The sequence below is a fragment of the Enterobacter sp. RHBSTW-00901 genome, assembly GCF_014103115.1.
Lineage (GTDB): Bacteria > Pseudomonadota > Gammaproteobacteria > Enterobacterales > Enterobacteriaceae > Enterobacter > Enterobacter cloacae_P.
Window position 1 is genome coordinate 116,484 of record NZ_JABXPB010000001.1, and the last position, 26,716, is coordinate 143,199.

At 49.8% G+C, this 26,716-nt stretch carries 29 protein-coding genes and 2 pseudogenes; 13 read left to right on the forward strand and 18 right to left on the reverse strand.

Annotated elements, in window-relative coordinates; translation table 11 throughout:
• Window positions 1-25: 25 nt before the first annotated feature.
• The 7 genes and pseudogenes from HV318_RS00660 to rluE form a co-directional block, all read right to left on the reverse strand.
• A pseudogene (locus tag HV318_RS00660) lies at window positions 26-951 on the reverse strand (IS3 family transposase); the annotation flags it as partial.
• 85 nt (window positions 952-1,036) lie between these two features.
• A pseudogene (locus HV318_RS00665) lies at window positions 1,037-1,192 on the reverse strand (SOS response-associated peptidase); the annotation flags it as partial.
• Between the two features lie 410 nt (window positions 1,193-1,602).
• Window positions 1,603-2,973 carry an adenylosuccinate lyase gene (purB, locus tag HV318_RS00670; protein ID WP_182271092.1) on the reverse strand — a complete coding sequence of 457 codons (1,371 nt, stop codon included), beginning with the start codon at window positions 2,971-2,973 and terminating at the stop codon, window positions 1,603-1,605.
• A 19-nt stretch (window positions 2,974-2,992) separates the two neighbouring features.
• Window positions 2,993-3,622 (reverse strand): high frequency lysogenization protein HflD, encoded by a 630-nt coding sequence (gene hflD / locus HV318_RS00675; RefSeq protein WP_014169611.1) that lies wholly within the window; start codon window positions 3,620-3,622, stop codon window positions 2,993-2,995.
• A gap of 27 nt (window positions 3,623-3,649) precedes the next feature.
• Window positions 3,650-4,762, reverse strand: a complete 1,113-nt coding sequence (mnmA, locus tag HV318_RS00680) for a tRNA 2-thiouridine(34) synthase MnmA (RefSeq protein WP_182271093.1) — start codon at window positions 4,760-4,762, stop codon at window positions 3,650-3,652.
• Window positions 4,763-4,802: 40 nt separating this feature from the next.
• A complete protein-coding gene (locus HV318_RS00685; RefSeq protein WP_182271094.1) occupies window positions 4,803-5,276 on the reverse strand; it encodes an NUDIX hydrolase in 474 nt (157 codons plus the stop codon).
• A 9-nt stretch (window positions 5,277-5,285) separates the two neighbouring features.
• Window positions 5,286-5,939: a 23S rRNA pseudouridine(2457) synthase RluE gene (gene rluE / locus HV318_RS00690; protein WP_182271095.1), complete on the reverse strand. Its 654-nt coding sequence runs from the start codon at window positions 5,937-5,939 to the stop codon at window positions 5,286-5,288.
• A gap of 117 nt (window positions 5,940-6,056) precedes the next feature.
• Here rluE and icd point away from each other — a divergent pair, with 117 nt between their 5' ends.
• Window positions 6,057-7,307 carry an NADP-dependent isocitrate dehydrogenase gene (gene icd, locus HV318_RS00695; protein WP_182271096.1) on the forward strand — a complete coding sequence of 417 codons (1,251 nt, stop codon included), beginning with the start codon at window positions 6,057-6,059 and terminating at the stop codon, window positions 7,305-7,307.
• 204 nt (window positions 7,308-7,511) lie between these two features.
• On the opposite strand, the gene HV318_RS00700 is transcribed toward icd, so the two are convergent.
• Window positions 7,512-7,724 carry a hypothetical protein gene (locus HV318_RS00700; RefSeq protein ID WP_182271097.1) on the reverse strand — a complete coding sequence of 71 codons (213 nt, stop codon included), beginning with the start codon at window positions 7,722-7,724 and terminating at the stop codon, window positions 7,512-7,514.
• Window positions 7,725-7,911: 187 nt separating this feature from the next.
• Here HV318_RS00700 and HV318_RS00705 point away from each other — a divergent pair, with 187 nt between their 5' ends.
• From HV318_RS00705 to HV318_RS00715, 3 genes are all read left to right on the forward strand, one after another.
• Window positions 7,912-8,361, forward strand: coding sequence for a hypothetical protein (locus tag HV318_RS00705; protein WP_182271098.1), 450 nt, complete (start codon window positions 7,912-7,914; stop codon window positions 8,359-8,361).
• Window positions 8,362-8,603: 242 nt separating this feature from the next.
• On the forward strand, window positions 8,604-8,954 hold the full coding sequence (locus tag HV318_RS00710) for a DUF1304 domain-containing protein (RefSeq protein ID WP_182271099.1): 351 nt from the start codon (window positions 8,604-8,606) through the stop codon (window positions 8,952-8,954).
• Between the two features lie 95 nt (window positions 8,955-9,049).
• Window positions 9,050-9,295, forward strand: a complete 246-nt coding sequence (locus HV318_RS00715) for a YmjA family protein (protein ID WP_182271100.1) — start codon at window positions 9,050-9,052, stop codon at window positions 9,293-9,295.
• Window positions 9,296-9,650: 355 nt separating this feature from the next.
• On the opposite strand, the gene HV318_RS00720 is transcribed toward HV318_RS00715, so the two are convergent.
• Window positions 9,651-11,147, reverse strand: a complete 1,497-nt coding sequence (locus HV318_RS00720) for an EAL domain-containing protein (protein ID WP_182271101.1) — start codon at window positions 11,145-11,147, stop codon at window positions 9,651-9,653.
• Between the two features lie 267 nt (window positions 11,148-11,414).
• Between HV318_RS00720 and pdeG the strand changes: the two genes are divergently transcribed.
• Both pdeG and HV318_RS00730 read left to right on the forward strand, forming a co-directional pair.
• Window positions 11,415-12,947 (forward strand): cyclic di-3',5'-guanosine monophosphate phosphodiesterase PdeG, encoded by a 1,533-nt coding sequence (gene pdeG / locus HV318_RS00725; protein WP_182271102.1) that lies wholly within the window; start codon window positions 11,415-11,417, stop codon window positions 12,945-12,947.
• Between the two features lie 125 nt (window positions 12,948-13,072).
• The gene (locus tag HV318_RS00730) at window positions 13,073-13,321 is read left to right on the forward strand and encodes a GlsB/YeaQ/YmgE family stress response membrane protein (protein ID WP_182271103.1); all 249 of its coding nucleotides are present in this window, start codon (window positions 13,073-13,075) and stop codon (window positions 13,319-13,321) included.
• 54 nt (window positions 13,322-13,375) lie between these two features.
• Here the strand turns inward: HV318_RS00730 and yoaJ are convergent, their stop codons facing one another.
• Complete coding sequence (gene yoaJ, locus HV318_RS24420; protein WP_071830143.1) at window positions 13,376-13,450, reverse strand: protein YoaJ; 75 nt, start codon at window positions 13,448-13,450, stop codon at window positions 13,376-13,378.
• Window positions 13,451-13,549, reverse strand: a complete 99-nt coding sequence (locus HV318_RS00740) for a YoaK family small membrane protein (RefSeq protein WP_049003319.1) — start codon at window positions 13,547-13,549, stop codon at window positions 13,451-13,453.
• A 349-nt stretch (window positions 13,550-13,898) separates the two neighbouring features.
• Here HV318_RS00740 and HV318_RS00745 point away from each other — a divergent pair, with 349 nt between their 5' ends.
• Together HV318_RS00745 and HV318_RS00750 are read left to right on the forward strand one after the other, a co-directional pair.
• Window positions 13,899-14,153, forward strand: a complete 255-nt coding sequence (locus tag HV318_RS00745) for a putative hemolysin (protein ID WP_182271104.1) — start codon at window positions 13,899-13,901, stop codon at window positions 14,151-14,153.
• Window positions 14,154-14,232: 79 nt separating this feature from the next.
• Window positions 14,233-14,538: a nuclear transport factor 2 family protein gene (locus HV318_RS00750; RefSeq protein ID WP_182271105.1), complete on the forward strand. Its 306-nt coding sequence runs from the start codon at window positions 14,233-14,235 to the stop codon at window positions 14,536-14,538.
• On the opposite strand, the gene HV318_RS00755 is transcribed toward HV318_RS00750, so the two are convergent.
• Complete coding sequence (locus tag HV318_RS00755) at window positions 14,539-14,883, reverse strand: DUF488 domain-containing protein (RefSeq protein WP_182271106.1); 345 nt, start codon at window positions 14,881-14,883, stop codon at window positions 14,539-14,541.
• 152 nt (window positions 14,884-15,035) lie between these two features.
• Between HV318_RS00755 and HV318_RS00760 the strand changes: the two genes are divergently transcribed.
• Window positions 15,036-15,743 carry a CTP synthase C-terminal region-related (seleno)protein gene (locus HV318_RS00760; RefSeq protein WP_182271107.1) on the forward strand — a complete coding sequence of 236 codons (708 nt, stop codon included), beginning with the start codon at window positions 15,036-15,038 and terminating at the stop codon, window positions 15,741-15,743.
• A gap of 31 nt (window positions 15,744-15,774) precedes the next feature.
• On the opposite strand, the gene HV318_RS00765 is transcribed toward HV318_RS00760, so the two are convergent.
• A complete protein-coding gene (locus HV318_RS00765) occupies window positions 15,775-16,962 on the reverse strand; it encodes a CynX/NimT family MFS transporter (protein ID WP_182271108.1) in 1,188 nt (395 codons plus the stop codon).
• A gap of 99 nt (window positions 16,963-17,061) precedes the next feature.
• Here HV318_RS00765 and HV318_RS00770 point away from each other — a divergent pair, with 99 nt between their 5' ends.
• Window positions 17,062-17,853, forward strand: a complete 792-nt coding sequence (locus tag HV318_RS00770) for an AraC family transcriptional regulator (RefSeq protein ID WP_269475508.1) — start codon at window positions 17,062-17,064, stop codon at window positions 17,851-17,853.
• On the opposite strand, the gene HV318_RS00775 is transcribed toward HV318_RS00770, so the two are convergent.
• Window positions 17,837-18,283 carry a DUF441 domain-containing protein gene (locus tag HV318_RS00775; protein WP_182271109.1) on the reverse strand — a complete coding sequence of 149 codons (447 nt, stop codon included), beginning with the start codon at window positions 18,281-18,283 and terminating at the stop codon, window positions 17,837-17,839. The two genes, HV318_RS00770 and HV318_RS00775, sit on opposite strands and share 17 nt — an antisense overlap.
• Window positions 18,284-18,527: 244 nt before the next feature.
• Here HV318_RS00775 and yoaI point away from each other — a divergent pair, with 244 nt between their 5' ends.
• Window positions 18,528-18,632, forward strand: a complete 105-nt coding sequence (gene yoaI / locus HV318_RS00780; protein WP_182271110.1) for a small membrane protein YoaI — start codon at window positions 18,528-18,530, stop codon at window positions 18,630-18,632.
• Window positions 18,633-18,653: 21 nt separating this feature from the next.
• Here yoaI and HV318_RS00785 read toward each other — a convergent pair whose 3' ends face one another.
• Window positions 18,654-19,154 (reverse strand): YbaK/prolyl-tRNA synthetase associated domain-containing protein, encoded by a 501-nt coding sequence (locus HV318_RS00785; protein WP_182271111.1) that lies wholly within the window; start codon window positions 19,152-19,154, stop codon window positions 18,654-18,656.
• A 408-nt stretch (window positions 19,155-19,562) separates the two neighbouring features.
• Here HV318_RS00785 and HV318_RS00790 point away from each other — a divergent pair, with 408 nt between their 5' ends.
• On the forward strand, window positions 19,563-19,916 hold the full coding sequence (locus HV318_RS00790; protein WP_182271112.1) for a two pore domain potassium channel family protein: 354 nt from the start codon (window positions 19,563-19,565) through the stop codon (window positions 19,914-19,916).
• Window positions 19,917-20,224: 308 nt separating this feature from the next.
• Here the strand turns inward: HV318_RS00790 and HV318_RS00795 are convergent, their stop codons facing one another.
• The 3 genes from HV318_RS00795 to yeaG form a co-directional block, all read right to left on the reverse strand.
• Window positions 20,225-21,658, reverse strand: coding sequence for a GGDEF domain-containing protein (locus HV318_RS00795; protein ID WP_182271113.1), 1,434 nt, complete (start codon window positions 21,656-21,658; stop codon window positions 20,225-20,227).
• 472 nt (window positions 21,659-22,130) lie between these two features.
• Window positions 22,131-23,414: a YeaH/YhbH family protein gene (locus tag HV318_RS00805; RefSeq protein WP_182271115.1), complete on the reverse strand. Its 1,284-nt coding sequence runs from the start codon at window positions 23,412-23,414 to the stop codon at window positions 22,131-22,133.
• A 93-nt stretch (window positions 23,415-23,507) separates the two neighbouring features.
• Window positions 23,508-25,442, reverse strand: a complete 1,935-nt coding sequence (gene yeaG / locus HV318_RS00810; protein WP_182271116.1) for a protein kinase YeaG — start codon at window positions 25,440-25,442, stop codon at window positions 23,508-23,510.
• 432 nt (window positions 25,443-25,874) lie between these two features.
• On the opposite strand from yeaG, the gene HV318_RS00815 reads away from it, so the two are divergent.
• Window positions 25,875-26,621 carry a MipA/OmpV family protein gene (locus tag HV318_RS00815; protein WP_182271117.1) on the forward strand — a complete coding sequence of 249 codons (747 nt, stop codon included), beginning with the start codon at window positions 25,875-25,877 and terminating at the stop codon, window positions 26,619-26,621.
• Window positions 26,622-26,716: the final 95 nt, after the last annotated feature.

A 26,716-nucleotide genomic window follows, 5' to 3' on the forward strand; every position in this document is an offset into this window, starting at 1 on the left:
CAAAAGTTCGATTTATTCAACAAAGCCGGTTGAACCGTTCGATAAAAGCATTCTGTGTTGGTTTACCCGGCTTGATAAATTCGAGCTGCACGCCATGTTCTTCGGCCCATTGTGCCAGCGCCAGTGAGACCAGTTCTGGCCCGTTGTCCATCCGCATCTTCAGCGGGTAGCCGCGATTTGCTACGATCCTGTCCAACACCCGGATGACTCGCTGAGCCGGGATATTCAGGTCGATTTCTATCGCCAGTGCTTCACGGTTAAAATCATCCACCACATTGAAGGTCCGGAAGCGTCTGCCGCAAAGCAGCGCGTCATGCATAAAATCGATGGACCAGCTCTGGTTTAGCGCTTGCGGCGTCGCCAGTGGTGCTGGATTACGCACTGGCAGCCGCTGTTTTCCCTTGCGACGAAAATTCAGTTTCAGCAGGCAGTAAATCCGGTGAACGCGCTTATGGTTCCAGGTATTGCCCTGCCTGCGCAGCAGCTGGAACAGCTTCTTAAAACCGTAGCGCGGATAGCGTTCAGCCAGTTCAGTCAGTGCATGGATCACCGGTTCATCACGCCGGGTATCGGGCCGATAAAAATACACTGTCCTGCTCAGCGATAACGTCCTGCAGGCCTGGCGTAAACTCATGGCAAATTGCGCCGTCAGATAGCTGACGAGTTCACGCTTTATCGCTGGTTTTAAAGCTTTTTTTCGATGACGTCTTTAAGTGCCCGGCACTCAAGGCTAAGATCAGCAAACATCTGTTTAAGCCTTCGATTCTCATCTTCCAGATCTTTGATTTTTTTAATATCGGCCGCTTCCATCCCGCCATATTTCGCCTTCCAGTTGTAATAGCTGGCTTCGGATATCGCGGCCTCCCGGCACACATCTTTGACGGTTCGTCCGGCTTCGACGGACTTCAGCACGGCGATGATCTGGTGTTCAGTGAATCGGATCTTGCGCATAGCGACCTCCTCAGGGGACATAATCAGTATGTCGGAAGATCTCTAAAAGTGAATGGGTCGTTTTACCGGGATACTTACACAGTTATTCGTCGTGTTCGCTCAACAATAAAACTTTGGTTCCGGGCGCGACGTTGTAACGGCCAATTGGCTCTGGGTCATATGCGATGTCTCTATCAGCTTCGTCGGCTAGGTATGACAGATATTCTTCACGGGGTTGAGCTTGTGCAAAACGACCACACATAGAAAACTCCAGTCAGATGTTAGACTGAAAGTATAGGGCTGGGGGAAAAAACAGGTGCGCATCGAAACTTTATGATTTTGAAACAGGGGTATGATTATGTGTTTAAGTGAGGCGGTAAAGTAGGACGTTGCGAAACTTGAAGGAGCTACGCAAAAGAGTATATTTTGGGGGCGGATTTGGGGGCAAATTTGTGTTGGGGGCATGATTTGGGGCGCTAAAATGGCCGTTATTGTCCGATAATGTCCGAATCAGAATTATTCTAAGTGGCTGATATATAAGTAAGACATTGTATTTCAATAGGCTGCGTTTATTACCATACAGTTTAACGCTGATTATGTTGTTGTGGGGATAAACATTGAGTAAACCGGGGAAAAGCAACCCCCTTTCCGGGCGGAAAGGGGGGAGGGGAATTACTTCAGCTCGTCGACCATCGTCATTGCGCGGCCAATGTAGTTTGCTGGCGTCATCGCTTTCAGGCGCGTTTTCTCTTCTTCTGGCAGTTCGAGACCGTCGATAAACTGTTTCATGCCTTCGGCGTCAACGCGCTTACCGCGGGTCAGCTCTTTCAGTTTTTCGTACGGTTTTTCGATGCCATAACGACGCATTACGGTCTGGATCGGCTCTGCCAGAACTTCCCAGTTGTGATCCAGTTCGTCCAGCAGACGGTCACGGTTCACTTCCAGTTTGCTCACACCTTTCAGGGTGGATTGGTACGCGATCAGCGCATAACCAATGCCAACGCCCAGGTTACGCAGTACGGTGGAGTCGGTCAGGTCGCGCTGCCAGCGGGAAACCGGCAGTTTGCTCGCCATATGCTGCAGCACGGCGTTCGCCAGACCCAGGTTGCCTTCGGAGTTTTCGAAGTCAATTGGGTTCACTTTATGCGGCATGGTAGAAGAGCCGATTTCACCGGCGATGGTTTTCTGTTTGAAGTGGTTCAGCGCGATGTAACCCCACACGTCACGATCGAAGTCGATCAGAATGGTGTTGAAGCGTGCAACGCAGTCAAACAGCTCTGCGATATAGTCGTGCGGCTCAATCTGGGTGGTGTAAGGGTTCCACTGAATGCCCAGAGAGGTCACGAACTCTTCGCTGAACTGGTGCCAGTCCACTTCCGGGTACGCGGCGATGTGGGCGTTATAGTTACCGACCGCGCCGTTGATTTTACCCAGAATTTCAACCTGCTCCAGCTGACGATACTGACGTTCCATACGGTACGCCACGTTCGCCATCTCTTTACCCATCGTGGATGGGGTCGCTGGCTGGCCGTGAGTACGGGAAAGCAGAGGGATGTCGCGGTATTCCACGGACAATGCTTTCACCGCATCAATGATTTTACGCCAGTATGGCAGCACCACGTCTTTGCGCGCGGTAGAGAGCATCAGCGCATGAGACAGGTTGTTGATATCTTCTGAAGTACAGGCGAAGTGAATGAATTCAGATACCGCGTGCAGCGCAGGAACGCTCGCGACTTTCTCTTTCAGGAAGTATTCAACCGCTTTCACGTCGTGGTTGGTGGTGCGCTCGATAGTCTTAATGCGTGCCGCATCTTCTTCATTAAAGTCAGCAACGATTTTATCAAGGTAATCGTTTGCCTGGGCGTCAAAAGCAGGAACTTCCTTGATTGCTGCCTGGGCGGCCAGCTTTTGCAGCCAGCGTACTTCTACCTGTACACGGAACTTCAGCAGGCCATATTCGCTGAAGATCTCGCGCAGCGCGCTGACTTTATCGCCGTAGCGTCCATCGACAGGGGATACGGCGGTCAGTGAGGATAATTCCATAATTCGCAACTCCGGGAGGTTAACAATGAGCAAGAATTTGTTTTGCCTGAGTCGTCAGGCGATTACGAGAAAACATTAACTGCAGGCGGCCACCGCCAACCTGATGCCACAGGACTGCGGCGCGAATGCCTGCCAGCAGCGAGGCGCGAACCTTCGCCTGGACCTGTGGACTTTGCAGCACGGCAGGGGAACCGGTAACCTGAATACGCGGCCCCAACGGGCTAATTACATCTACATAAATACCGGCCATTGCGCTCAGCAGCGTTTCGGACTGTAGATCAAAATGGTCGAGCTGACGCTGCAGACCGGCAATGCGGTCACCGAGCGTATCCAGCGCGCCTTTCGCTGCGCTCAGCTTACGCTCCAGCACCATCAGGCTTAACGTGTAGCGGGTCAGCTCCGCGTTTAACCCCTGACGGCTACTGGCGTTGAGCACGCCAAGCAACGTTTCAAGACCGAGGCGAAGATTGGTTTCACTCCCACCGAAGACACCCAGAGTCGAGCCAGGGTTGAGGTCGATAACGCTGTTGAGTGAAACGTGCAGCGCGTCAGCGTCGCAATGACCCTGATGCGCCAGCTGTTGCACCAGACGGGCAGACTGGCAAATTCCCGCCAGCGCCAGGGTGATGTCATAATAGTTCTTCGCCACACGCTCTCCTTTATGTGTGCAATCGTGTTAAACAGCAGGCAGCGGCAGGCGCTGTTCAATGATCCCACCACCCAGGCAGACTTCGCCACTGTAGAAGACAGCGGACTGACCCGGGGTGACGGCGGCAACCGGCTCGTCGAAATGCACTTCAATGCGATCGTCATCCAGTGCGGTGACGGTGCAGGGGATATCCGTCTGACGGTAGCGTGTTTTTACCGTGCAGCGCAGGGTGCCTTTTACCGGTTCGCGATCGACCCAGTGCAGCTGTTGCGCAATTAGCCCAACGGACATCAGACGCGGGTGGTCATGACCCTGCGCGACAATCAGAATATTGTTTTCGACATCTTTGTCGACAACGTACCACGGATCTTCGCTACCTTCTTTGGTACCACCAATGCCCAGACCTTTGCGCTGGCCGAGGGTGTGGTACATCAGCCCCTGATGCTGACCAATTTCGTCGCCATCCACGGTGACAATTTTACCTGGCTGTGCAGGCAGGTAGCGACCAAGGAATTCGCGGAATTTGCGCTCGCCGATAAAGCAGATACCGGTGGAGTCTTTTTTCTTCGCGGTGATCAGATCCAACGCTTCGGCGATTTTACGCACCTCTGGCTTTTCCAGCTCGCCAACCGGGAACAGGCTCTGGGCAATCTGTTCGTGGCTCAGCGTATAGAGGAAGTAACTCTGATCTTTGTTGCCGTCCAGACCTCGCAGTAGCTGGCTTTTGCCATTCACATCTGCACGACGCACGTAGTGACCGGTCGCAATGTAATCTGCACCCAGATCTTCAGCGGCGAATTCCAGGAAGGCTTTAAATTTGATCTCTTTGTTGCACAGAATATCCGGGTTCGGAGTACGGCCTGCTTTGTACTCTTCGAGGAAAAGCTCGAAGACGTTGTCCCAGTATTCTGCGGCAAAGTTAACGGTGTGCAGTTCAATACCGAGCTTATCGCACACGGCCTGCGCATCGGCGAGATCCGCTGCGGCAGTACAGTATTCCTCGCCATCATCTTCCTCCCAGTTCTTCATGAACAGGCCCTCAACCTTATAACCCTGTTGTTGCAACAGGTAGGCGGAAACGGAGGAATCGACACCGCCGGACATGCCGACGATTACTTTTTTCTGGCTGTTATCTGACATGGAATACTCACGACATTGAACTTCAAGGCGGCGTATTCTATCACGCCCCCCCACCATTGACACCCTCTGTAAACGGCCAGTTAAATTCTCCGATGACATCAAGCGGTAAGCGACCGGCAGACTGCCAGCAGCGGATGCTTTCGGCAACCAGCGGCGAGCGCAGGTTTGGCGCATTCAGGATCTCTTCGGCAGTGACCCACAGGCAGCGATCGATATCGTTATCCTGCGGCTCAGTGGCGCACGTTTCGCTAAGCTCGACGGCAAATAAAAAGCGCAGGAAGGGGGTATGGTCAGGTGCAATCCACTGGTGCAGGCGAATGAAGTGTTGAGGCCGGGCGTGGATACCCGTCTCTTCCCACAGCTCGCGCGTGGCGGCCTGCAGCAGCGTTTCGTTCTCTTCGAGATGTCCGGCTGGTTGGTTCCACAGCGCCTTACCGTTGATGCTCTCTTCCACAACCAGGAATTTACCCTGCGCGTGAACCACGCAGGCGACGGTGACATGAGGTTTAAACATAGTGACTCCTTAAAGGGCAACGTCTCGCCATTCGCCGTTAGCCAGGGTATCCAGCGTGTAGCTGCCCGTGGCATAGCGGATAAGCCGCAGAGTGGGGAAGCCCACGTGTGCGGTCATCCGGCGAACCTGACGGTTGCGGCCTTCGTAAAGGGTAATTTTGAGCCAGCTTGTCGGAATCGATTTGCGCTCGCGAATAGGGGGATTGCGCGGCCATAGCCATTCAGGCTCGCTAACGCGTTCGATACCTGCAGGTAAGGTTGGACCATCGTTTAAGGTTACGCCATGACGTAATTTCGCCAGTGTCTCCTCATCAGGTTCGCCTTCAACCTGTACGAAGTAGATTTTCCCGGTGCGTTTGCCTGGCTGGGTGAGCTTCGCCTGTAACGCGCCATCGTTCGTTAACACCAGTAGCCCTTCGCTGTCCCGATCCAGACGGCCGGCTGCGTATACTCCCTGAACAGGAATGTAATCCTTCAGCGTGCTGCGCCCGGCTTCATCGGTAAACTGCGGCAAAACATCGTAGGGTTTATTGAACAAAATAACCCGCTTTTGCTGGTTTTCCGGCGATCTTTTGGTAGCTTGTCGCGAGCTGAATCGCTCAACCCGGTGATTTCTAAAAGAAGTTTTCTTCATGGTATTTTCAGGCTCTATCAATTGCCGCATTATAGCCTAATAACGAAGACCTTTCATGGCGTCGGACAATCAGGTACTATCGAAAGGCTCATTACAATTTATTAACATAAGATCAGTAACAACCAGAAGCGCTCGAAGGAGAGGTTAATGGAAAGCAAAGTAGTTGTTCCGGCGGAAGGTAAAAAGATCACCCTGCAAAACGGCAAGATTAACGTTCCTCACAACCCGATTATCCCGTTCATTGAAGGTGACGGTATCGGTGTAGACGTTACCCCGGCAATGCTGAAAGTGGTTGATGCCGCTGTTGAGAAAGCCTACAAAGGCGAGCGTAAAATTTCCTGGATGGAAATTTACACCGGTGAAAAATCTACTCAAGTTTATGGCCAGGACGTTTGGCTGCCAGCTGAAACGCTGGACCTGATTCGCGACTACCGTGTTGCTATTAAAGGCCCTCTGACCACGCCAGTTGGCGGCGGTATTCGTTCCCTGAACGTGGCGCTGCGTCAGGAGCTGGATCTGTACGTGTGTCTGCGTCCGGTTCGTTACTACCAGGGCACCCCAAGCCCGGTTAAGCACCCTGAACTGACCGACATGGTTATCTTCCGCGAAAACGCAGAAGACATCTACGCGGGTATCGAATGGAAAGCAGACTCTGCTGATGCAGAAAAAGTGATTAAATTCCTGCGCGAAGAGATGGGCGTGAAGAAAATTCGCTTCCCTGAGCATTGCGGTATCGGCATCAAGCCGTGCTCCGAAGAAGGCACCAAACGTCTGGTACGTGCGGCAATCGAATATGCTATCACCAACGACCGTGACTCTGTGACCCTGGTTCACAAAGGCAACATCATGAAGTTCACCGAAGGCGCGTTCAAAGACTGGGGTTACCAGCTGGCGACGGAAGAGTTTGGTGGTGAGCTGATCGACGGTGGCCCGTGGCAGAAGATCAAGAACCCTAACACCGGTAAAGAGATCATCATTAAAGATGTGATCGCCGATGCGTTCCTGCAGCAGATCCTGCTGCGTCCTGCTGAATACGACGTGATCGCCTGTATGAACCTGAACGGTGACTACATCTCCGATGCTCTGGCTGCACAGGTTGGTGGTATCGGTATTGCCCCAGGCGCGAACATCGGTGACGAGTGTGCACTGTTCGAAGCGACCCACGGTACTGCACCAAAATATGCAGGCCAGGACAAAGTGAACCCGGGTTCTATCATCCTGTCCGCAGAGATGATGCTGCGTCATATGGAATGGTTCGAAGCCGCAGACCTGATCGTCAAAGGCATGGAAGGCGCAATTGCTGCCAAGACCGTGACCTATGACTTCGAACGTCTGATGGAAGGCGCTAAGCTGCTGAAATGTTCAGAGTTTGGCGACGCGATTATCGCGAATATGTAATCCAGATTCTGGGTTAAATGAGAACGGGAGCCGTAAGGCTCCCGTTTTTTTATGCTATAAAAGATCACGCCCCAAAATTCAATCAACCCGTTCCGGGTTTATGTCATTCGTTATCCAATATAGGGCAGAGTTAATGGATAAGAATAAATACATTAAAATATCTGCTGCCAAATGAATCGGTGAAAGAAGTCAACACTCTACCCATTAAATAATGAGCTTCCGTAGCTGAGCTTGTTCGTTTTCATCAAGCTGCGCATAGGCCTCAACTTGTTTAATCAGCGACTCTTTGTTGTTCGACATCACCGACGAGATATAGTCCCCTGTGTTCGCATCAAACAAACTGGCAAGATAAACAGAGGATGATCTCGAAAATTGATAAAAAATCGAGATGTTATTGCTAATCTTTATTTTTTCCATGAAATAAATTCCTTAAATTAATGCAAAATATGACTTTTTTATTCTTTTTATATTCGTGATGTGAGGGTATTAGAGAGGAGCGTAGGTTACTTCAGAACTGCCAATAGTAGTAGGAATAATCTTAAGTGGTTGCTGTTTTTAGCACGATCTGAATAATGAGTACAACAACAAATAAAGACAACATCCTATGAATATTCAATCTATTACACTCGCTGCGCTGGTGGTTTTCTCTACGTCTTCACATTCAGCATTCCAGGAGCGGGAATACAATACCTGGTATGCAAAAAACGCCGTTCTCTATGATATGACGCAAACTTCTGAAGGGATGCCTGTCATGTTAAGTTTCTCTCAGTCGGGTCGTCGTTCAGCAAATATGCTGGTTTCCTATATATCTGAAGGGAGTTGCGGAGAGGGTGAGCAAACGTTGAATGTAAATGGCAAAGATGTGCCTGCGACGTATCGATGTATTACGATAGGGCAAAACAGGATTGAACATTTTGCCGTGAATGATGCTGACAGCGTCAATGATATGGTGCACCACCTGAATTCCGATTTCACTCTGCTACTGCAAAACGATATTAAGGTCTGGGCCTCAAATATCAAAACCCCGAAGTATGGTTTGGCTCCGCGGTTTTGAATCATTTTGAGTGCCCAGGCGTGGATACTCTCTTCACCGCAAGCTTGAACAGCTTGAAGAGAAAGAAAAGGCATTGGCTGAGCTCCGGTCGCGGCTGATAAATGCCCTTAACAAGGTTGGTCAACCGTGTGTCGATGTATTTTGAACGGTTTTAACCCATTGCCTCGTGAAATGTTTTTGCGTCTTGTTTCGTCTGAATACCTATACTCCATTTCATTCTTCCTCATTCATTAAGGACTGCCGTGTTAGCCACTACCCTTGTTACCGTTGTTGCTTTAATACATATCTACATTCTTGTTCTGGAAATGTTCCTGTGGAACACAAAAACGGGCCGCAAGGCATTTAATCTCAGTGCTGATTTTGCACGTGAAACCCGGGTGCTGGCTGCTAATCAAGGTCTGTACAACGGTTTTCTGGCTGCGGGTTTACTTTGGGGACTCTGGCTTGGGGAAAATGGTATTCAGGTAACCGTCTTCTTCCTGGCTTGTGTGCTTATCGCCGGAGTGTTTGGCGCAATGACGGCCAGTCGGAAGATACTGTATGTTCAGGCTATTCCGGCCCTGGCGGCATTGATAGCGCTGCTGAGCCGTTGATGGTTCACCACGAGCGGCCTCAAAATTTTGGTTCAGGGTGACCATCCAGATATACTGGGCACGTTACCCACTAAAGCGCAGACAAGAGACCACTGATGAACAACGAAATCCCGCTTAAATTTTATGACATCGTTGATGAGTATTCGACGGAAGCCGCAGAGCCGGTGAGTGAACCAGAGCGCGATCCTCTGGCGTACTATTTCCAGCTGCTGATCACCCGTTTAATGAATAACGAGGAAATCAGTGAAAACGCGCAGCAAGAGATGGCTGATGAAGCAGGGATCCCTGTGCGTCGCATTGATGATATTGCGAACTTCCTGAACCAGTGGGGTAACGAGTAACCCGGAATACGCCGCGTTATCTGCCTCAGAACCCTTTGTTCTGATGTTTTGCCATACAGCTCAACATCACGTTATCAGACCACATGCATTTTTTCCGCAGTGCATGTGATGAGGGGTTATCCATGAACAGGGCGAAAACAAAGACCAGGAAAAAGAGTATCAGGGGCAGCACTAAAGAAATTTTCACGTTTTTGACCATATAAGAGACTGTTTCAGAGCAATCTACACTCTGATTGTGACGACTGTATTTTCCTGGAAGAAAAATGGAAACGGTCTGCATTAAAAAAATGCAGCCATTCATACATACGTTACCATCGGACAATATATCGTCAATGGCAGCCCGGTGACCGTGAGGTCAACGGGCAGAACCTTCGAGCTGCTGCGCCAGCTCACTGCAGGTCAGCGATTTTGAAAAATACCAGCCCTGAATCAGGGCATTGGGGTATCTGTTGGCGATAAAATTGTATTGTATTTCATTCTCCACACCTTCAAAAACAAGTGTTTTATTCAGTTTGACAAGAGCATCACTAAAAATGACGAAGATGTCCTGTTTATAGTGTTCACTGATACCATCGACCAGTGATTTATCGATTTTGATTTCATCGTATTCCAGGTTCGAAAGCCTGGCCAGATTAGAGTTCTGGACACCAAAATCATCTATTGATATTTTGACACCAATAGATTTTAGCTCCAGGCAGAACTCTTCGAGAATATCCGCGCTGGCCACTGCTTTCTCAGATAGCTCGACTTTAATCAATGACAAGGGAATGTTATTAAGCGAGCATTCACGGCGCAAAACGTGGATAAACTGTTTATCTTCGATCTCCGTTCTGCCAACGTTTAATGAAATCATCATCTGGTTTTCAACGGCAAGCGATGCGACTTCTGACAAGGATTTTTCAATAATATTGATATAGTATTTTTTATACATGCCCAGCTTTGTAATTAACGGGATGAAGAGTTCAGGAGAGACTTCTGCGTGGTTATAATCACGCCATCTCGACAGAACTTCAACACCTACAATTTTTTTATCGTGGATGCGTACAACAGGCTGATAGTTGACGCTGAAGGTCTTTGCCGTCACCGCATTGACCAGCGCCCGCTCCAGCGAGAAACGGTCTTCATGGAGGCGAATGAAGAACAGCGTAAGCGATATCCAGATGAAATACAGAATTGCTGAGAGAAGAACAAATACCACGATTGATAACGAAGCCAGCCCCGCATCATGATGTTTTACAATGACACACAAATCCCATTTGGTACTGCATAGGGTCATGTCTAACGTAAACAATCTTGAATGCAGCCAGTTCTGTTTTTTTTCAGGGTCGATGGAGAAAAATGTCCTGTCGAAATCTTTTGTGGTGGCGGTGAGTGAATAGTTTGCCGTAATCGGGGAAAATTTATCGTAAACATACCGGGAAGTGAAAATAATCACGTTGTTATAGATTGCCGCATTGCCTGTGAAAAAGCCCTTCAGATGAAATTGTGCTAAAACAAAACCATTTGGTGTTTTATGTAGCGCAGCGGGAAGTGCGACAGGCGTTTCCAGTTTCCCCCAAAAGGCGGTGCAGACTATTTTCCCATTTTTAATAAAGCCAACATCACCAAAATAGAGGTTACTGAGTTTTATTTTTCTGTAGCTATCAATACTGGTTTCATCGCATCCCTGTGTGGTAATACTTTTGAGTGTGCCCGCCACACTTTGAGATACCTCTTCGGAATAATGCAAAAGCGTGTGGGAGATTTCAAACTGTTTGTTCTTCTGCTGCCCAACGATAACAGCATTAACCACATAAAGAGACAGGATGACCAGAAGCGTTGAAACGATAGCAACGGCAATGATCTTCTTCATTTTCCTGTTGTTCCTCTGATCCCTGTTTTCATCGATCCTAACACAGACAGATGAAGGTACAAGCCTGATAATAACGGTAGGTAAGTTCCTCCAGTCTGACAAGCGCGCCGCGAATTTCACATTACGGCTCACGGTTAGTACCGGAGTACCAGGTTTTTAAGATAAATCTCAGCTAAGCTTTATTTATCAAGGTAAATGGCGCTGAGTTAGTCTGAATTTCTAATTCAACATGACTTAAATGCTTGTTTTTTCTTTTAAGGAAAAATCGTGCGCAACGTTATGGTTCCCTTCTTAAGTGCCTTACTGCTTTTTCTGGCCGGAATGCTGATCATCAACTGGCAGCTGTGGAATATGGCGACGTTGAACAATGCCGGGACCGCCAGTACCAGCACCCTGAAAATAGATGATATTCTCGCTGAAGCCGTGAGCGCGGCAAAAAAAGCGAAGGATGTTGCGGCAGAAGGGTGCTCCAGCACCGGACAGCAAGAATTGGGAACGGAAGCTGCGCTAAAACCCCATCTGCGCGCCATCATGATCCAGCAACAGGATAAAATCATCTGCACTTCTCTCCCGGGGAATGGGGTATTGATTGTTCATCCTGAAGCATTACCCACTGAAAAACTGATGCTGCTAGCTGGCAACCAGCTCGTGAATGGGGTGCCAGTGCTCATTTTCCAGGTGCCGATCCCTGAAGGGCGGGTTATCGTCAGTGTCAGCGACGCACATTTGCGTGATGTTATCGCGGGGGCTTCGGATAGTGCAGGCCTGGCGCTGGTCGTCGGTAAACGTATGCTTACCCGCCAGGGTGACGTAAGTGCATATCCACCGGCGACGGGGTCGGCCACGCTGACGCAATCAGCGCATTTCCCTTTCAGCATGGCATGGCAGACTCCTGCTTTCTTTAGTATGTCGCGCCTGATGCAGCAGGGGTGGAGCCTGGTGTTATTGATCTTCGTGCTGTCCGTCGCCGGGGGGATTCTTATTCGTCGGTACAGGGGAAAAAGCACCACATTTGAAGACGATCTGCGTAAGGCCATTCTGAGAGGGGAAATTATTCCTTATTACCAGCCAATCGTGAATGGCGATACCGGAGGACTGTATGGTGTTGAAGTACTGGCAAGATGGAAACACCCTAAATCTGGCTTTATTCCGCCAGATGTTTTTATTCCGATTGCGGAGCGTAGCGGTTTAATTATTCCTCTGACCAAAGGGCTGATGGCAAAAGTGGTTAGTCAGTTAAAGCCACTTTTACCTAAATTACCGGATGGATTTCATATTGGGATAAACATCAGCGCCAGGCATATTAATGCGCCGTCCTTTATTAGCGACTGCTCTGCTTTTGAAAAAGGGTTCAATGGCAAAAAAGTCAAACTGGTTCTCGAAGTGACCGAGCGAGAACCGTTGCTTGAACATCCCCACCTGGTGGAAAACCTTAATGCATTACATCAAGCCGGCTTCGTGATTGCCCTGGATGATTTTGGTACTGGCTACTCCGGACTATCCTGCCTTCACGCGCTAGCCATTGATTACATCAAAATTGATAAGAGCTTTGTGAACCGGGTATCAGAGCAGAAAGACTCAACGATACTGCTGGACTGTGTTATTGAGCTGGCTAAAAAGCTCTCTTTACACATTGTTGCCGAGGGGGTTGAAACGAAGGAACAACGGGATTACCTCAACCGTAATGCGATCACTTTGCTGCAGGGGTATTATTTTGGGAAACCGGTCTCCTACATCGAGTTTATTAAGGTGATATTGTCTAAGCCCCGGGAGGAGGTCAGGATGGATCATCAGAGATGAATGTCAGGCCCGTAGGCAGGGTAGTCTAATCTGTGATGCCTGTCGCAAATTTCCTTTCGCTCATCCTGTGCTATCCTTGTCCGTGTCGTTGATTTAATGACAAAAACCATACAGAGAGGAAAGCTATGGGAATTATATCCTGGATTATCTTTGGGCTGATTGCGGGGATCCTTGCGAAGTGGATCATGCCAGGCAAAGATGGCGGTGGGTTTATCATCACCGTAGTACTGGGGATTGTTGGCGCGGTAGTCGGCGGCTGGATCAGTACGCAACTCGGTTTTGGCAAGGTCGATGGGTTCAACTTCGGCAGCTTTGCCGTTGCGGTGATTGGTGCGCTGGTTGTTCTGTTTATCTACAGAAAACTCAAAAGCTAAGTTTGCCATATGTTGAAAAAGGCTGCCTGATGGCGGCCTTTTTACTTCGCAGGGTTACCACCAGCCAAACTGTGTACCAGCAACCGCCACGATAGCCACAAGCAACATAATGAGGGTTGTTTTTCTCATCTATGCCCCAGGTGCCGCGTAACCACCGACAAAAAACCATGTCAAAAAAACAACCGCCGTTATAAAAATAACGACCGGGAAGAGGATTCCTATTCTCATGCCATCACCTGTTTTGGGTTTACACCATACCGTAGAGTGTACGAGGTTAATTCCTGGTGAGAAAGCGGGTTTTGCTTTTTTCTGATATATCGCGAGACCAGCGGCGCGTAATGTGCTGTTGATGAATATAAAAATTTGATTATATTCAGGAAGAAAACGCGGGGAGAAAAAAAAGCCCCGTTGTTGAGACCGGGGCAAAGACATCTTGATTACGGAATGATGTTCTCTGGTCATAACGAGAACAAGCGCACTATAGTGTTGAAAAGTGCAGTTAAGATGAAGAAATAATGGAGAATTCATCGTCGACTCGTTACCTTTACGTTTCAGGAATTCTAAAAGGATCAACAAGATGAGATATCTGTTACTGGCACTGGCATTACCACTAACCGCATGTACCACGGCGAAAACGCCCCCCGATGCCCCGAAACCCCCGCAGATTATAGGCATGGCGAACCCGGCTTCAGTCTACTGTCTGGAGAAGGGGGGAGTGCAGATCCCCGTTCAAAGTCCGCAGGGCGTTCGTACTGAGTGCAAATTACCGGGGGGAGAAGTGATTGATGAATGGGATCTCTACCGTCGCGATCACCCTCAGCCCGCCAGGTGACAGGGGTACTGTGATTGGGATACACTTCTCTTTAGGATTTTTCTTAGCCAGTAACTGGCGCACTTACCGCGAGAGAAGTATGTTTCAGCTTAAACCGGGTAGCCTGGCCATGATTGTGGGTGCCCGCACGGCATCTGGCCGTCGCAATATTGGTAAATCTGTGGAGTTGTTTGGTCTGTGCCAGCCTGGCCTGCGTTTTGTTAACCCTGTTAATGGCGTAATGACGCAACTTCCCGCCACGGCAGACCGCGCATTGTGGCTGGTGACGGGAGATGTCTACGCGTTTGATAATCAACAGGGCTTTGCATTTGTTCGCGCAGAGCATCTGATGCCGCTCACCCCGGATGACGCACCGCAAACGCTTGACGAGCTGATGATCAGTTGATTACAGCTGGCGCAGCCAGTCGGCTAACACCAGGGCGTGATTTTGTTCGGTATCTTTCGCGCCGTAAAGTAGCGTTACGGTCTGTTTGTTTGCCCGCTGCGCCAGGCGCAACCCCTCATCCTGATGTTGTGCCAGTTCGTCCTGATAGGCTTTGCTGAAGGCGGTAAAATCAATCATGTCGCTGTGAAAGGCTTTACGCAGCTCGCTGGACGGCGTCAGGGTTTTACACCATTCGTCGAACATGAGATCGGTTTTTTTCACCCCACGTGGCCACAGCCTGTCGACCAGAACCCGGTAACCGTCCTCAGGGCTGGCCTGTTCATATACGCGTTTGCATTGAATCATGTTTTCTCCTCAACTCAGGCGATACGTTCAGCACGTTAACTATATCACTTTGTCTTTACCCTCCCAATTTAAGGTATTGTGATAATTGCAAAAGATCGGTAGTCTGAGGTTCCTTATGTTATCTGATAATACTCTGGCATAAGGACCCCCTCATGGAACACCTTCCGGTTAAAACCACGCTGCGTATTGCGCTGGTTGGCGATTACAACCCCAATGTCATTGCGCACCAGGCCATCCCACTCGCCATTGACGATGCTGCTGCTGTACTTGAACTCACCGCTGATTACGACTGGCTCGCCACGACGGAACTGACCAGCCCCGAAGATCTGGTCGGTTACGACGCAATCTGGCTGGTTCCGGCAAGCCCGTACAAGAACCCCGAGGCGGCATTTATTGCTGCACGTTATGCGCGTGAAAACAGCATTCCTTTCCTTGGCACGTGCGGCGGGTTTCAGCATGCGTTGATTGAGTACGCCCGTAATGTGCTGGGATGGAGCGATGCGGCACATGCTGAAACGGACACCGAAGGCACGATGGTTATCGCACCGCTGACCTGCTCGCTGGTGGAAAAAACCGATTCGATTGAACTGCGCAGCAATACACTTATTGCGAAAGCCTATGGCAAGCCGGAAATTGAAGAGGGATATCACTGCAACTATGGCGTGTCACCGGAATTTGCGCAGGAGCTTGAAAAGGGCGATATGCGTGTAACAGGCTGGGACGAGCAGGGAGAAGTCCGCGCGGCAGAACTGGTTACGCATCCGTTCTTTGTGATCACACTATTCCAGCACGAGCGTGCTGCGCTGGATGGTCGTCCTGTGGTGCTGGCGCAGGCGATGCTGCGCGCGGCGCGCGGATAAAAAAGGCAGACCGCCGGGTCTGCCATTGTGTTTAGCGGGGCGTGATCTCCCGATTACGCCCGGCAAGCACGCCGCAAACGGCCATCGCCACGGAGGCCAGCGCACAGGCTATAAGCGGTATCCGCCAGTCTCCGGCCGTATCGTGAATTTTCCCCATCAGCGGCGGCCCGCAGGCGGCCAGCAGATAACCAATTGACTGCGCCATACCGGACAGTGCCGCAGCCTGATGAGCTGAGCTGGCGCGCAGACCGATAAACGTCAGGCCGAGGATCATGGTTGCCCCGGACCCAAAACCAAACACCAGCGTCCACACCACGGCCATGTCAGGCACAAACCAAAATCCCGCGGCACTGGCTGCACACATCAGGGCCATAGCGCCGGCGATCCCCCGCTGATCTTTCAGCCGGTGGAGGAGCAGCGGAACGGCGAGGCCCGGTACGGCAGTAGCCAGCTGCAACAGGCCGTGCATGGAGCCTGCCTGTGTTTCGCTGTAGCCGTGGCTGAGCAAAATAGCCGGTAGCCAGCCGATGATGACATAGTAAATCAGCGAGTTAAGGCCCAGAAAGAGCGTCACCTGCCAGGCAAGCGCAGAGCGCCAGATGGCGCGATTGTGTAGCGCACCCGCGCCAGTCAGCGTGGCGACAGGGGTCTGACGCCACTGTGGTAGCCAGAGCAGTAATGCTGCCAGCGGAAAGGCCATCAGCATCAGCAATGCACCGTGCCAGCCAGCAGAGCCCAGCGCCAGCGGAACAATCAGCGCCGAGCCTAACGCGGCAGATGCGCCCATCGTCAGGGAGTACGCCCCTGTAAGTCTGGCGACCTGTCCCGGGAAGTCTCGTTTGATTAACCCGGGTAGCAGAACATTTCCCAGCGCAATGCCGCAGCCGATCGTCGCCGTACCCGTGAACAGAAGGGTTGCAGAAGGCAGGGAACGAATACCAATCCCGACGCAAATCAGCAGCAGGGCGATAAACAGGCTACGCTCCATGCCAATACGTCGGGCCACACCCGCAGCGAGCGGGGAGATAAGTGCGAAAGCCAGCAGAGGCAGAGTCGTGAGCAGACCGGTTTGCGCGGTACTTAAGCCATAATCCTGACGGATGGTGTCGAGCAGCGGGGCCGCTCCGGTAAAAGTTACGCGCAGCGTAGTGGCAATCATCAGGATGCCTGCAATCAGCAACGCGCCTTGCTTCCCTGAAGTTCGAATAGCAGTAGTCATTGTGTTCTCTTACGTTCAAGCGAGCGCACACGATACCGATTTTTACAGCGGTTGAAATCAGGCTAAAATGACAGTTTATCGCTAATATCGGACAACCTGATGATCGGTCTGGGACTGGATGGCTACGACCCCGATAGCCAGCACGATGCGGCAGTAGCGTTTCGCATCCGCGTAGTGGCGCAAGAACAGCACATACCCCGGCATCAGCACCGCAAAGGTCAGCTGATTCTGGCGCTGGGTGGTGCAATCACCTGCGAAGTGGAAAATGCCATGCTGATGGTGCCGCCACAGTATGCGGTGTGGATCCCGGGGCAGATGCCACACAGCAATAAAGCCACGCCGGGTGCGCAGCTTTGCTTTTTGTTTATTGAACCCGGTGCTGTCGGTTTGCCCGAACGTTGCTGTACGCTGAAAATATCGCCGCTGGTGCGAGAGCTCATTTTGTCTCTGGCAGATAAATCGCGTGAGCAATTGCCACTTGCCGCCACATCACGCCTGGTCGATGTCCTTTTTGATGAATTGCCGCTGCAGCGCCAGGAGCATTTACAGTTGCCTGTCTCTCCTCATCCCAAAATTCGGCTGATGAGCGAGAAGATGGCAGAAGAGCCTGCTGCGTGGCAGACGCTGGGACAGTGGGCGAGTCATTTTGCCATGAGCGAACGCAATCTGGCGCGGCTGGTGGTGAAAGAGACGGGGCTAAGCTTTCGTCGCTGGCGACACCAGCTGCAGCTGATTGTGGCCCTGCAGCTATTGATTGGCGGGAAGTCAGTACAACAGGTGGCACAGTCACTGGGGTATGACTCTACCACCGCGTTTATCACCATGTTTAAGAAAGGGTTAGGGCAGACGCCAGCGCGCTATATCACCAGCCTGACTACGACTTCCCAATAAACAGCGAGACCAGCCCGGCGGCAATCAGCGGGCCAACCGGCACGCCGCGAAAAAGCGCCACGCCGAGCACGGTTCCCACCAGCAGGCCAGCCACCAGCGAGGGCTGGCTGCTCATCAGCGTGACGCCGCGTCCGCCCAGCCACGATACAAAAATACCCACTGCGATAGCGATCAGTGATTTCCAGTTCACGAACGAGTGCAGCAGCGTCGAGGCCGGGAGGGTTCCGCTGGCAATAGGGGCCATTACCCCAATGGTCAAAATAATAATCCCGATGGTGAGGCCTTGTTTTTCTATCCACGGGAAGAGGTTGTTTAACGGGGTCACGCGCACAATGATGAGCACCAGAATAGAGATGGCGACGGTGGTGTTATGGCTGATAAAGCCGAGTGCGGCCAGTGCCAGAAGGATGAGCAGAGTCGGGTCAAGCATGAGGAGTCCTTGCCAAAAAAAGTAAGCCTACCTACTTTACGCGCAAGCAAACAGATTTTTATAAAAAAAACGCTATTTTTTGGGGGGGTACCTGAGCACCCGACTCATCTGTTCATGCATGAGTCGGCGACATTTTTAGTGGCCCGTCAACGCCAGCAATATTCATCTGGCTGACCTGAAGCTGTCATTTCACTGTCATTATGCGGGGGTAAAAAAGGCTAAACGGGGCAAAAGGGGTTACATCATGAACGATCAAATGTTTGTTGAAACGCTGATTATCTCCTCATCGTTTTTCGCTATTGCCGTTATTCTCGTGGCATCGATTCTTTTTCTGGAAAAAAACGGCTGACAGTCGCGCCAGCCATCAGCGCTACCCTTTACGGAACATCACCAGTTCAGGACGAGCAATACGCAGATAATCCTGGGTGTCCATAATGACGGATTTTTCCAGCAGACCGGCGTTAAACGCAATTTCGTCAAAGCGCTCAAACAGCAGCGGGTCGGCAACCAGCGTGAGATCGGGGTGGAAGCTAAACGGTGGAATAGCACCAAAGACGCAGGCGGTCAGGGTATCAACTTCAGCCGGGCTTGCGAGAGAGGCTTTGAGCCCACCGAAATGGCTGGCAAGCTGGTTTAACTCGGCCTGTTGATCGGCGGCGAGGATCGCCAGAACGTGTTTTTTTACGCCATTTCCCTTCACTTTGCACACCAGTGCTTTTGCACCTTGCCCCAGATCGGTACCGCGAATTTCACTCACCGCCTCGCATTTCCCTACGGCCTCGTGCTCCACAACGCGGTATTTTGCCCCCTGGTCAGATAACAGCGAAATTAATTGCCGGTGGGTGGTAGTGCCTTTTATTTCTTCAGACATGCGTGAATGACCTGTAGCAAATGACATCAGATGTCTACAGTAGCACATCTCTATTTCACTCGCGCGCAGTAACTTATCGCAAAGTGAGTTAACTCCGGTATCGCGCCTGCATTCGATTCTTTTTTATTTGCCATAAAACAATCCCTTTTTACTGTGTGTATACAGTCGATAGGATCGGAGATATGGTCAATGGATAAGTAATCAAATTGAATTTGGAAGATGTAAGGGCTACAGTGAAAGAAAATTTGGGGGGCAAAATCGTGCTGGGGGCATGATTTGGGGCGATAAAATGACCATTATTGTTCGATAATGTCCGCACTGTAGTTTCTTAAGTTACTGATTGTTAAGTGGCTTATTGTTTTTTTTGGTGGTTGTATTTTTTCTATGCAGTCTAAGGAGATTTATAAAATGTATGAGTCGAAAGATATGCCATTAATCCCATTTTGTGCATTTTTAAAACGCATGCTGTCACATTTTGGCATTGCAAGTCTCTTGATTATCATTACGTTGATAATAGGAACTGTTGGACATATGATTTTTGATAATAGCATAAAATGGCATGATGCAGCATTGAATAGTGCATTTATAGCCAATGGAATTGGTCCTTACATTGTACCGCAGGGTATATCAGGAAAAATATTTTTTGCTATATATGGTATGTTTACCAGTCTGGTTTTTATGACTACATTGGGTGTTGTTTTGGCCCCAATTGCTCACCGTATATTACATCGATTTCACATTGAAAATGACAGTGTGCAATAGCATGACTGTTTCTACTGCAGCCTTCCCTTTAATATGGTTGAAAATATCTTTATTTTCTTTTTCAACCATTGAACATAAGCCATCCCAGGTGTTGGTGAAACATTCAGGGATACGGGAAGGGCTAACTTCCTGATAACCGGGAGTGACAGTGTCAACATATGCTCAAACATCTGATCAAGTCTTCCACTTTGTTCAGCCCAGGTTACAAGTTCGCTTGTGCTTATCTGAGAATGTCGTATAAGTGTTTGAGTGCATCCGTTTTTCTTGTACATTATAAACGGGCTGGAAAAAAGCGTAGCACTCAGGTATTACACTTGCCGGGATATGGGGGAAAATGCTGTGCCAGAAACCTCCGTTGTTGTAATATTCATTGACGGTTCATAAGTTACGCTTTCCTGCAACCTCTGACGCTTCGCTATGTACATAGCAATATCCGCGCGATGAAGTAAATGTTCAGGTAATATACCATCACGAGGTGAGCAGCTATATCCCAAAGAGACTCCAATATAAAGGATCTGACCTGAAATAATGATTGGACGTTCACTAAGTTGGGAGAAAAAAAGTTGACATTTTTGACGCATTAACGCTTCGCTGCCGGATACTACAAATGCAAATTCATCTCCTCCTATGCGTGATATTCGTTCCTTTCCTCCCATACACCCGGCCAGTCTGTTCGCTACAATCTGGAGGACTACGTCACCCGCTTCATGTCCCAGACTATCATTAATCGCTTTAAATCGATTAATGTCCAGTATTCCTATACTTAACTCTTGCCCCTTCTGCAACAAGGCGTTGCACATGTTAAAAAAACCACGGCGGTTTAAACAATCAGTAAGGGGGTCAGTATTCAGTGCCTTATCTTGTTTCTCTATTTTCCTTTTTAGACTCTCGTATAATAAATCACCATGCAAGAACAATAGCCATAGAATCTGGGTCGATATAATAACTAACAGCATCGAACCGTAATCCGTTAGTGATTTATCTTTAAGTGCGAATTCCTGTGTGATTAACGGGCCCCACAGACCAAAAACAATAACCTGACACCATGCTGAACGCCAGAGAAGGGTCAAAAACATACCTCCCCACAGGAACCAGTTGAAGGTATTGGTACTGATATCGGGTAAAATAAATACACTTAAAACCATTAGTGTTGAAAGAATGGCTTGTCCCTGATACAAACGCAAATGAAAATTAAAGCGGTTCATCCACGAAAAAAAGACAGGAACACCATACAAGAAAAATGCCAATAGTCCTCCCAGGAATAGCTGTTGTAACTCTTTTCCTGATAGCTGGCCAATGACTCCGGCGGGAATTGCACTCAAAAATGTAACCGAGATACCGGCTGAAATTAACTTAATATAGGTCAACAGATATTGCGTATGGGTCTTTACGCTAGTTAATGAGTCTTGATTGAGATTCTTAAGAATAAGGAGCGTGCCAAAACTTATAGTGACAAATAAAATGTCATTAACAAGGTAACCATCAATTCCTGATAAGGTGCGAGTAAATATCCATGAAAAGAAGAGGTTTCCTCCTGGGAGGGCGATGATGCAGACTGAAAATGCGCTTACTAGCCTGGACTTAAGAGAATGTTTAGATTCTGCTAAGAGCAGTAGCCAGCTGATCAAAAACACGTTTGGTGCCCATGCCAGGCTGTAAATATCCTTGTGTATCAATACCGTATAGTAAGTGACATTGTAAGTTGTCAATACCATGAAAAGTAATAAAGTGGCTATGCGCATAGAGGTCCCATACTCAATCAGAACAGAAGGATAGGGTTGTCCGCCGAATTTTTTATTGAAAATGAATAACCTTTTTTGCGTTACAACACCCCCTGAGGGTCAGTGTTAATGTGAGCCGATACCGGGAACCCGATATCAAGAAATGGCAATTGGCCAAAAAGATGTTTTTCTAGATATCTCCGGATTAAATAACAGCGAAGACCAATCGTTAAGACCCGGTGTTCGTGTTGAAATTTATCGCGTAAATGGGCTCAGCGGTTCGATGGCGGCAAACATATTTCTTTCTTAAGAATACGACGGGTATGAAATTAGCTTGAAAAAAGTGCAAGTCCTGAAAGGTATTGCAATTGCAACCTACAAAAAACATTCCCAAAAATTAAAACGGATTTAATGAAAAACAGGGCAAAAATGAAGAAATAAATGAATGATAAATCAGCCAGTAAAAGTATCTTAACTGGCTGATTTATATTGATTAACTTGTTGTTGTCGAACCCTGTTTATGGAACAGCTCACGGAACACCGGATAGATATCATCCTGGTCGCGAATGTGCTGCATCGCAAAGTTATCGAACATGGATTGCAGATGTTCATATTCGCGCCACAGCGTCTGATGCGCACGCCGCGTAATCTCGATGTAGCTGTAGTAACGTACTACTGGCAGAATTTTCTTCGCCAGAATTTCGTGACACAACGGCGAGTCGTCCGCCCAGTTATCGCCATCGGATGCCTGCGCAGCGTAGATATTCCATTGCGCCGGGTCGTAGCGATCTTTGACCACTTCATCCATCAGCTTCAGGGCGCTCGACACGATGGTGCCACCGGTCTCTTGCGAGTAGAAGAACTCATGCTCATCGACCTCTTTTGCCTGAGTATGGTGGCGAATGTAGACCACTTCCACGTTCTTATAGGTTCTGCTCAGGAACAGGTAGAGCAGAATATAAAAACGCTTCGCCATGTCCTTGGTGGCCTGATCCATCGAACCCGAAACGTCCATCAGGCAGAACATCACCGCCTGGCTGGATGGCTCAGGACGTTTTTCGTAGTTCTTATAGCGCAGGTCGAAGGTGTCGATAAAAGGTACCCGATCGATCTTCGCCCGTAGCTCGGCAATCTCTTTACGCAGGCGCTCCTCTTCCAGCAGTTGTGCCGGCTCGGTGTTTTCCACGACTTTCAGACTGCTTTCCAGCTCGCGCAGTTCACGCCGTTTACCTGCCGTCATTGCTGTGCGTCGAGCCAGTGAGTTTTGTAGCGAACGCACAACGCTGATATTGGCAGGTACACCGTTCGCGGTATAACCCGCACGGTGGGTTTTGTACTCGTTAAGCTGACGGTGCTGGTTCTTTTTCAGATTTGGCAGCGCCAGATCTTCAAAGAGCAGGTCGAGATATTCATCTTTTGAGATCTGGAAGACAAACTCATCCTGACCTTCACCGTCCTGGCTGGCCTGTCCCTGACCGCTTCCTGAACCACCGCCACCGCCTTGTGGACGCTCGATTCTGTCGTTCTGAACGAAGTGGTCATTACCTGGGTGTACGCGATGGCGCAGGCCGCCACGCCCCTGATGAAACATCGGTTCGCTGATGTCATCTGTGGGGATGGAGACAGATTCGCCGCTGTCGACGTCGGTCACCGAGCGTTTGTTGATGGCTTCGGAGATCGACTGTTTAATTTGCGCTTTATAACGACGCAAGAAGCGCTGGCGATTCACCGTGCTCTTGTTTTTGCCGTTAAGACGCCGGTCAATAAACCAGGTCATATACCCCCCGTACTGCATTTGCCAACGAGCAGTGTCCGTAAGTGCCGGACATTTTTGTCGGCCCGGTAGCGCTAGCGCTACCGGGCACTTGTGTTAAGACGATTTACGTACACGCAGATACCATTCGCAGAGCAGGCGAACCTGTTTGCGGGTATAGCCTTTCTCCATCATACGGTCGACAAAATCGTCGTGCTTTTTCTGCTCGTCGGTTGAGGTTTTGGCGTTAAACGAAATGACCGGCAACAGCTCTTCGGTATTGGAGAACATTTTCTTCTCAATAACCGTGCGCAGTTTTTCGTAGCTCGTCCAGTTCGGGTTCCGTCCACTGTTGTGTGCTCTGGCGCGCAGCACGAAGTTCACAATCTCATTACGGAAGTCTTTCGGGTTGCTGATCCCGGCAGGCTTCTCAATTTTCTCCAGTTCAGCGTTCAGGGATTCGCGGTCAAACAGCTGGCCGGTATCCGGGTCGCGGTACTCCTGATCCTGGATCCAGAAGTCAGCATACGTGACGTAACGGTCGAAAATGTTCTGTCCGTATTCCGAATAGGATTCCAGGTAGGCGGTCTGGATCTCTTTGCCAATAAACTCGGCATATTTCGGGATCAGATAGCCTTTCAGGAACTCAAGGTAACGTTCAGCCAGCTCTTGTGGGAACTGTTCACGTTCGATCTGCTGTTCCAGTACATAGAACAGGTGAACCGGGTTAGCCGCCACTTCCGCATGGTCGAAGTTAAAGACCCGGGAGAGGATCTTAAACGCGAAACGCGTGGACAGACCGTTCATCCCCTCGTCAACACCGGCGTAGTCGCGGTACTCCTGGTAAGACTTCGCTTTCGGGTCGGTATCTTTCAGGCTTTCACCGTCATACACGCGCATTTTTGAGTAGATGCTGGAGTTTTCCGGCTCTTTCAGGCGCGACAGAATGGAGAAGCGCGACAGTGTTTCCAGCGTGCCCGGGGCGCAAGGCGCATGCACCAGCTCACTATGGTTAAGCAGCTTCTCGTAAATTTTGATCTCTTCGGAGATCCGCAGGCAATAAGGCACTTTGACAATGTATACACGGTCAAGGAAGGCCTCGTTATTTTTGTTGTTACGGAACTGAACCCATTCCGATTCGTTCGAGTGGGCGAGGATAATCCCGTTAAACGGCAGGGCGGAAATACCTTCTGTCCCGTTGTAGTTCCCTTCCTGGGTCGCGGTCAGCAGCGGATGCAGCACTTTAATCGGTGCTTTAAACATCTCAACGAATTCCATAATCCCCTGGTTCGCCCGGCACAGCGCACCGGAATAGCCGTAGGCATCCGGGTCGTTTTGCGCGAAGTGTTCCAGCTTACGGATATCGACTTTACCGACCAGGGCCGAAATATCCTGGTTGTTCTCATCACCCGGCTCTGTTTTGGCGATGGCGATCTGTTCCAGGATGGACGGCCACACTTTGACGACGCGGAATTTGGTGATATCCCCACCAAATTCATACAGACGTTTCGCGGCCCACGGCGACATGATGGTGCCGAGATAGCGGTGTGGGATACCAAACTCTTTATCCAGAATCTGCGCATCTTCCTGCGGATTAAACAGGCACAGCGGGTGGTCATTCACCGGGCTGCGCTCACCGTTTGCACTCAGCACATAGATGGGCACACGCTGCATCAATGATTTCAGTCGTTCAGCCAGCGATGATTTACCCCCACCTACAGGCCCCAGTAAATAGAGGATCTGTTTCTTCTCTTCCAGACCCTGGGCGGCGTGCTTCAGATAGGCGACAATCTGTTCAATGGCATCTTCCATACCATAGAACTCTTCAAATGCCGGGTATCGGGCGACGACCCGATTCGAAAAGAGACGGGAGAGCCGTGGCTCCAGGGCAGTATCAACCATGTTTGGCTCACCAATAGCCATTAATAGCCTTTCTGCCGCATTGGCATAGGCACTGCGATCTTGCCGACAAATGGTAAGAAACTCCTGCAGTGTGAACTCTTCGTCCTTGGCAGCTTCATAGCGCTGGCGATAGTGATCGAATATATTCATGGCATGCCGTCCTTTCGTTTTTTTAGCACAGGATTAAGAGCCGTTCGTATGAGTAGTGGAGGCTCCCGGAAGAGAATTTCTCGCACCTCACTGCCAGAGCAGCAACCTGTGTGCCAGGTCTGGCGCTAAGAACCGCAGGTGTCCAGAAAAACTCTTCTTAAATTAAAGCGTAGATGGCATTTGCAAAACTTGCATGCAGATAAATTCTAATTTCAATGACATATCAATAACTCATCCAAAAATTTCCACTGCCGTTATAGCGTGAAAGTACGTTTTTTATTCAGTGGTCACATAAATGAAAGCGGCCTGTCATCTGAAAAGTTAAAAATAACAGGTTAAGCAAAGACATTAGTGGGCAAAAAGTTTTGGGATGTACGGAAATGGCGGTTACACTTCACCCGCTGATTATTTGACTACAGGAAAGAATGGATTGTGACCAAACTCAAACTTCTGGCATTGGGCGTACTTGCCGCTACCGCAATGAGCACCGCACAGGCGGAGAGTCAGTGGACTGCTGGTGCGGGTGTTGGCGTCATTAACAGCCCGTACAAACAGTATGACCGTGATGTCTATGCCGTTCCGGTTGTCACCTATGAAGGCGATAACTTCTGGTTCCGCGGTCTGGGTGGCGGCTATTATCTGTGGAACGATACGGCCGATAAGCTCTCCATCATGGCCTATTACGATCCGATGCACTTCAAGCCAGGTGACAGTGATAACCACGCGCTTCGCCAGCTCGACAAGCGTAAAAGCTCGATGATGGCAGGGCTCTCTTACGTTCATAACACCCAGTATGGCTTCCTGCGTACCGCGCTGGCGGGCGATACTCTGGATAACAGCAACGGTTTTATCTGGGATCTGGCCTGGCTCTATCGCTATACCAATGGTGCGGTGACCCTGACGCCAGGTATCGGTGTGCAGTACAGCAGTGAGAACTACAACGACTACTATTATGGCGTGTCTAAAAACGAATCCCGCCGCAGTGGTCTGAAAAGCTATAGCGCCGATGATAGCTGGGATCCGTACCTGGAGTTGACCGCAAGCTACAACTTCCTCACCGACTGGAGCGTATACGGCACAGGTCGTTATGTTCGCGTGAGTGATGAAGTAAAAGATAGCCCGATGGTCGATAAGTCCTGGTCGGGGATCTTCTCAGTGGGTGTGACCTACAAATTCTGATTGCGCACTCTTGTAGTGCAATCCGTGCATCATAACGGGGCGTTTACGCCCCGTTTGCTTTATGTTGGTGCCTGGTTGCGCAGTTCTTTTCCTCC

Bases quoted from the DNA above. Each gene is read 5' to 3' on its own strand.
- yeaG (WP_182271116.1), bottom strand. From the start codon at position 25,442: ATGAATATATTCGATCACTATCGCCAGCGCTATGAAGCTGCCAAGGAC.
- HV318_RS00750 (WP_182271105.1), top strand. From the start codon at position 14,233: ATGTTTCAGCTTAAACCGGGTAGCCTGGCCATGATTGTGGGTGCCCGC.
- HV318_RS00770 (WP_269475508.1), top strand. From the start codon at position 17,062: ATGATCGGTCTGGGACTGGATGGCTACGACCCCGATAGCCAGCACGAT.
- purB (WP_182271092.1), bottom strand. From the start codon at position 2,973: ATGGAATTATCCTCACTGACCGCCGTATCCCCTGTCGATGGACGCTAC.
- HV318_RS00775 (WP_182271109.1), bottom strand. From the start codon at position 18,283: ATGCTTGACCCGACTCTGCTCATCCTTCTGGCACTGGCCGCACTCGGC.
- mnmA (WP_182271093.1), bottom strand. From the start codon at position 4,762: ATGTCAGATAACAGCCAGAAAAAAGTAATCGTCGGCATGTCCGGCGGT.
- HV318_RS00760 (WP_182271107.1), top strand. From the start codon at position 15,036: ATGGAACACCTTCCGGTTAAAACCACGCTGCGTATTGCGCTGGTTGGC.
- rluE (WP_182271095.1), bottom strand. From the start codon at position 5,939: ATGCGGCAATTGATAGAGCCTGAAAATACCATGAAGAAAACTTCTTTT.
- HV318_RS00705 (WP_182271098.1), top strand. From the start codon at position 7,912: ATGAATATTCAATCTATTACACTCGCTGCGCTGGTGGTTTTCTCTACG.
- yoaI (WP_182271110.1), top strand. From the start codon at position 18,528: ATGAACGATCAAATGTTTGTTGAAACGCTGATTATCTCCTCATCGTTT.
- HV318_RS00765 (WP_182271108.1), bottom strand. From the start codon at position 16,962: ATGACTACTGCTATTCGAACTTCAGGGAAGCAAGGCGCGTTGCTGATT.
- HV318_RS00700 (WP_182271097.1), bottom strand. From the start codon at position 7,724: ATGGAAAAAATAAAGATTAGCAATAACATCTCGATTTTTTATCAATTT.
- HV318_RS00730 (WP_182271103.1), top strand. From the start codon at position 13,073: ATGGGAATTATATCCTGGATTATCTTTGGGCTGATTGCGGGGATCCTT.
- HV318_RS00805 (WP_182271115.1), bottom strand. From the start codon at position 23,414: ATGACCTGGTTTATTGACCGGCGTCTTAACGGCAAAAACAAGAGCACG.
- HV318_RS00790 (WP_182271112.1), top strand. From the start codon at position 19,563: ATGTATGAGTCGAAAGATATGCCATTAATCCCATTTTGTGCATTTTTA.
- HV318_RS00795 (WP_182271113.1), bottom strand. From the start codon at position 21,658: ATGCGCATAGCCACTTTATTACTTTTCATGGTATTGACAACTTACAAT.
- HV318_RS00755 (WP_182271106.1), bottom strand. From the start codon at position 14,883: ATGATTCAATGCAAACGCGTATATGAACAGGCCAGCCCTGAGGACGGT.
- HV318_RS00720 (WP_182271101.1), bottom strand. From the start codon at position 11,147: ATGAAGAAGATCATTGCCGTTGCTATCGTTTCAACGCTTCTGGTCATC.
- HV318_RS00785 (WP_182271111.1), bottom strand. From the start codon at position 19,154: ATGTCTGAAGAAATAAAAGGCACTACCACCCACCGGCAATTAATTTCG.
- HV318_RS00715 (WP_182271100.1), top strand. From the start codon at position 9,050: ATGAACAACGAAATCCCGCTTAAATTTTATGACATCGTTGATGAGTAT.
- HV318_RS00740 (WP_049003319.1), bottom strand. From the start codon at position 13,549: ATGAGAATAGGAATCCTCTTCCCGGTCGTTATTTTTATAACGGCGGTT.
- HV318_RS00685 (WP_182271094.1), bottom strand. From the start codon at position 5,276: ATGTTTAAACCTCATGTCACCGTCGCCTGCGTGGTTCACGCGCAGGGT.
- icd (WP_182271096.1), top strand. From the start codon at position 6,057: ATGGAAAGCAAAGTAGTTGTTCCGGCGGAAGGTAAAAAGATCACCCTG.
- HV318_RS00745 (WP_182271104.1), top strand. From the start codon at position 13,899: ATGAGATATCTGTTACTGGCACTGGCATTACCACTAACCGCATGTACC.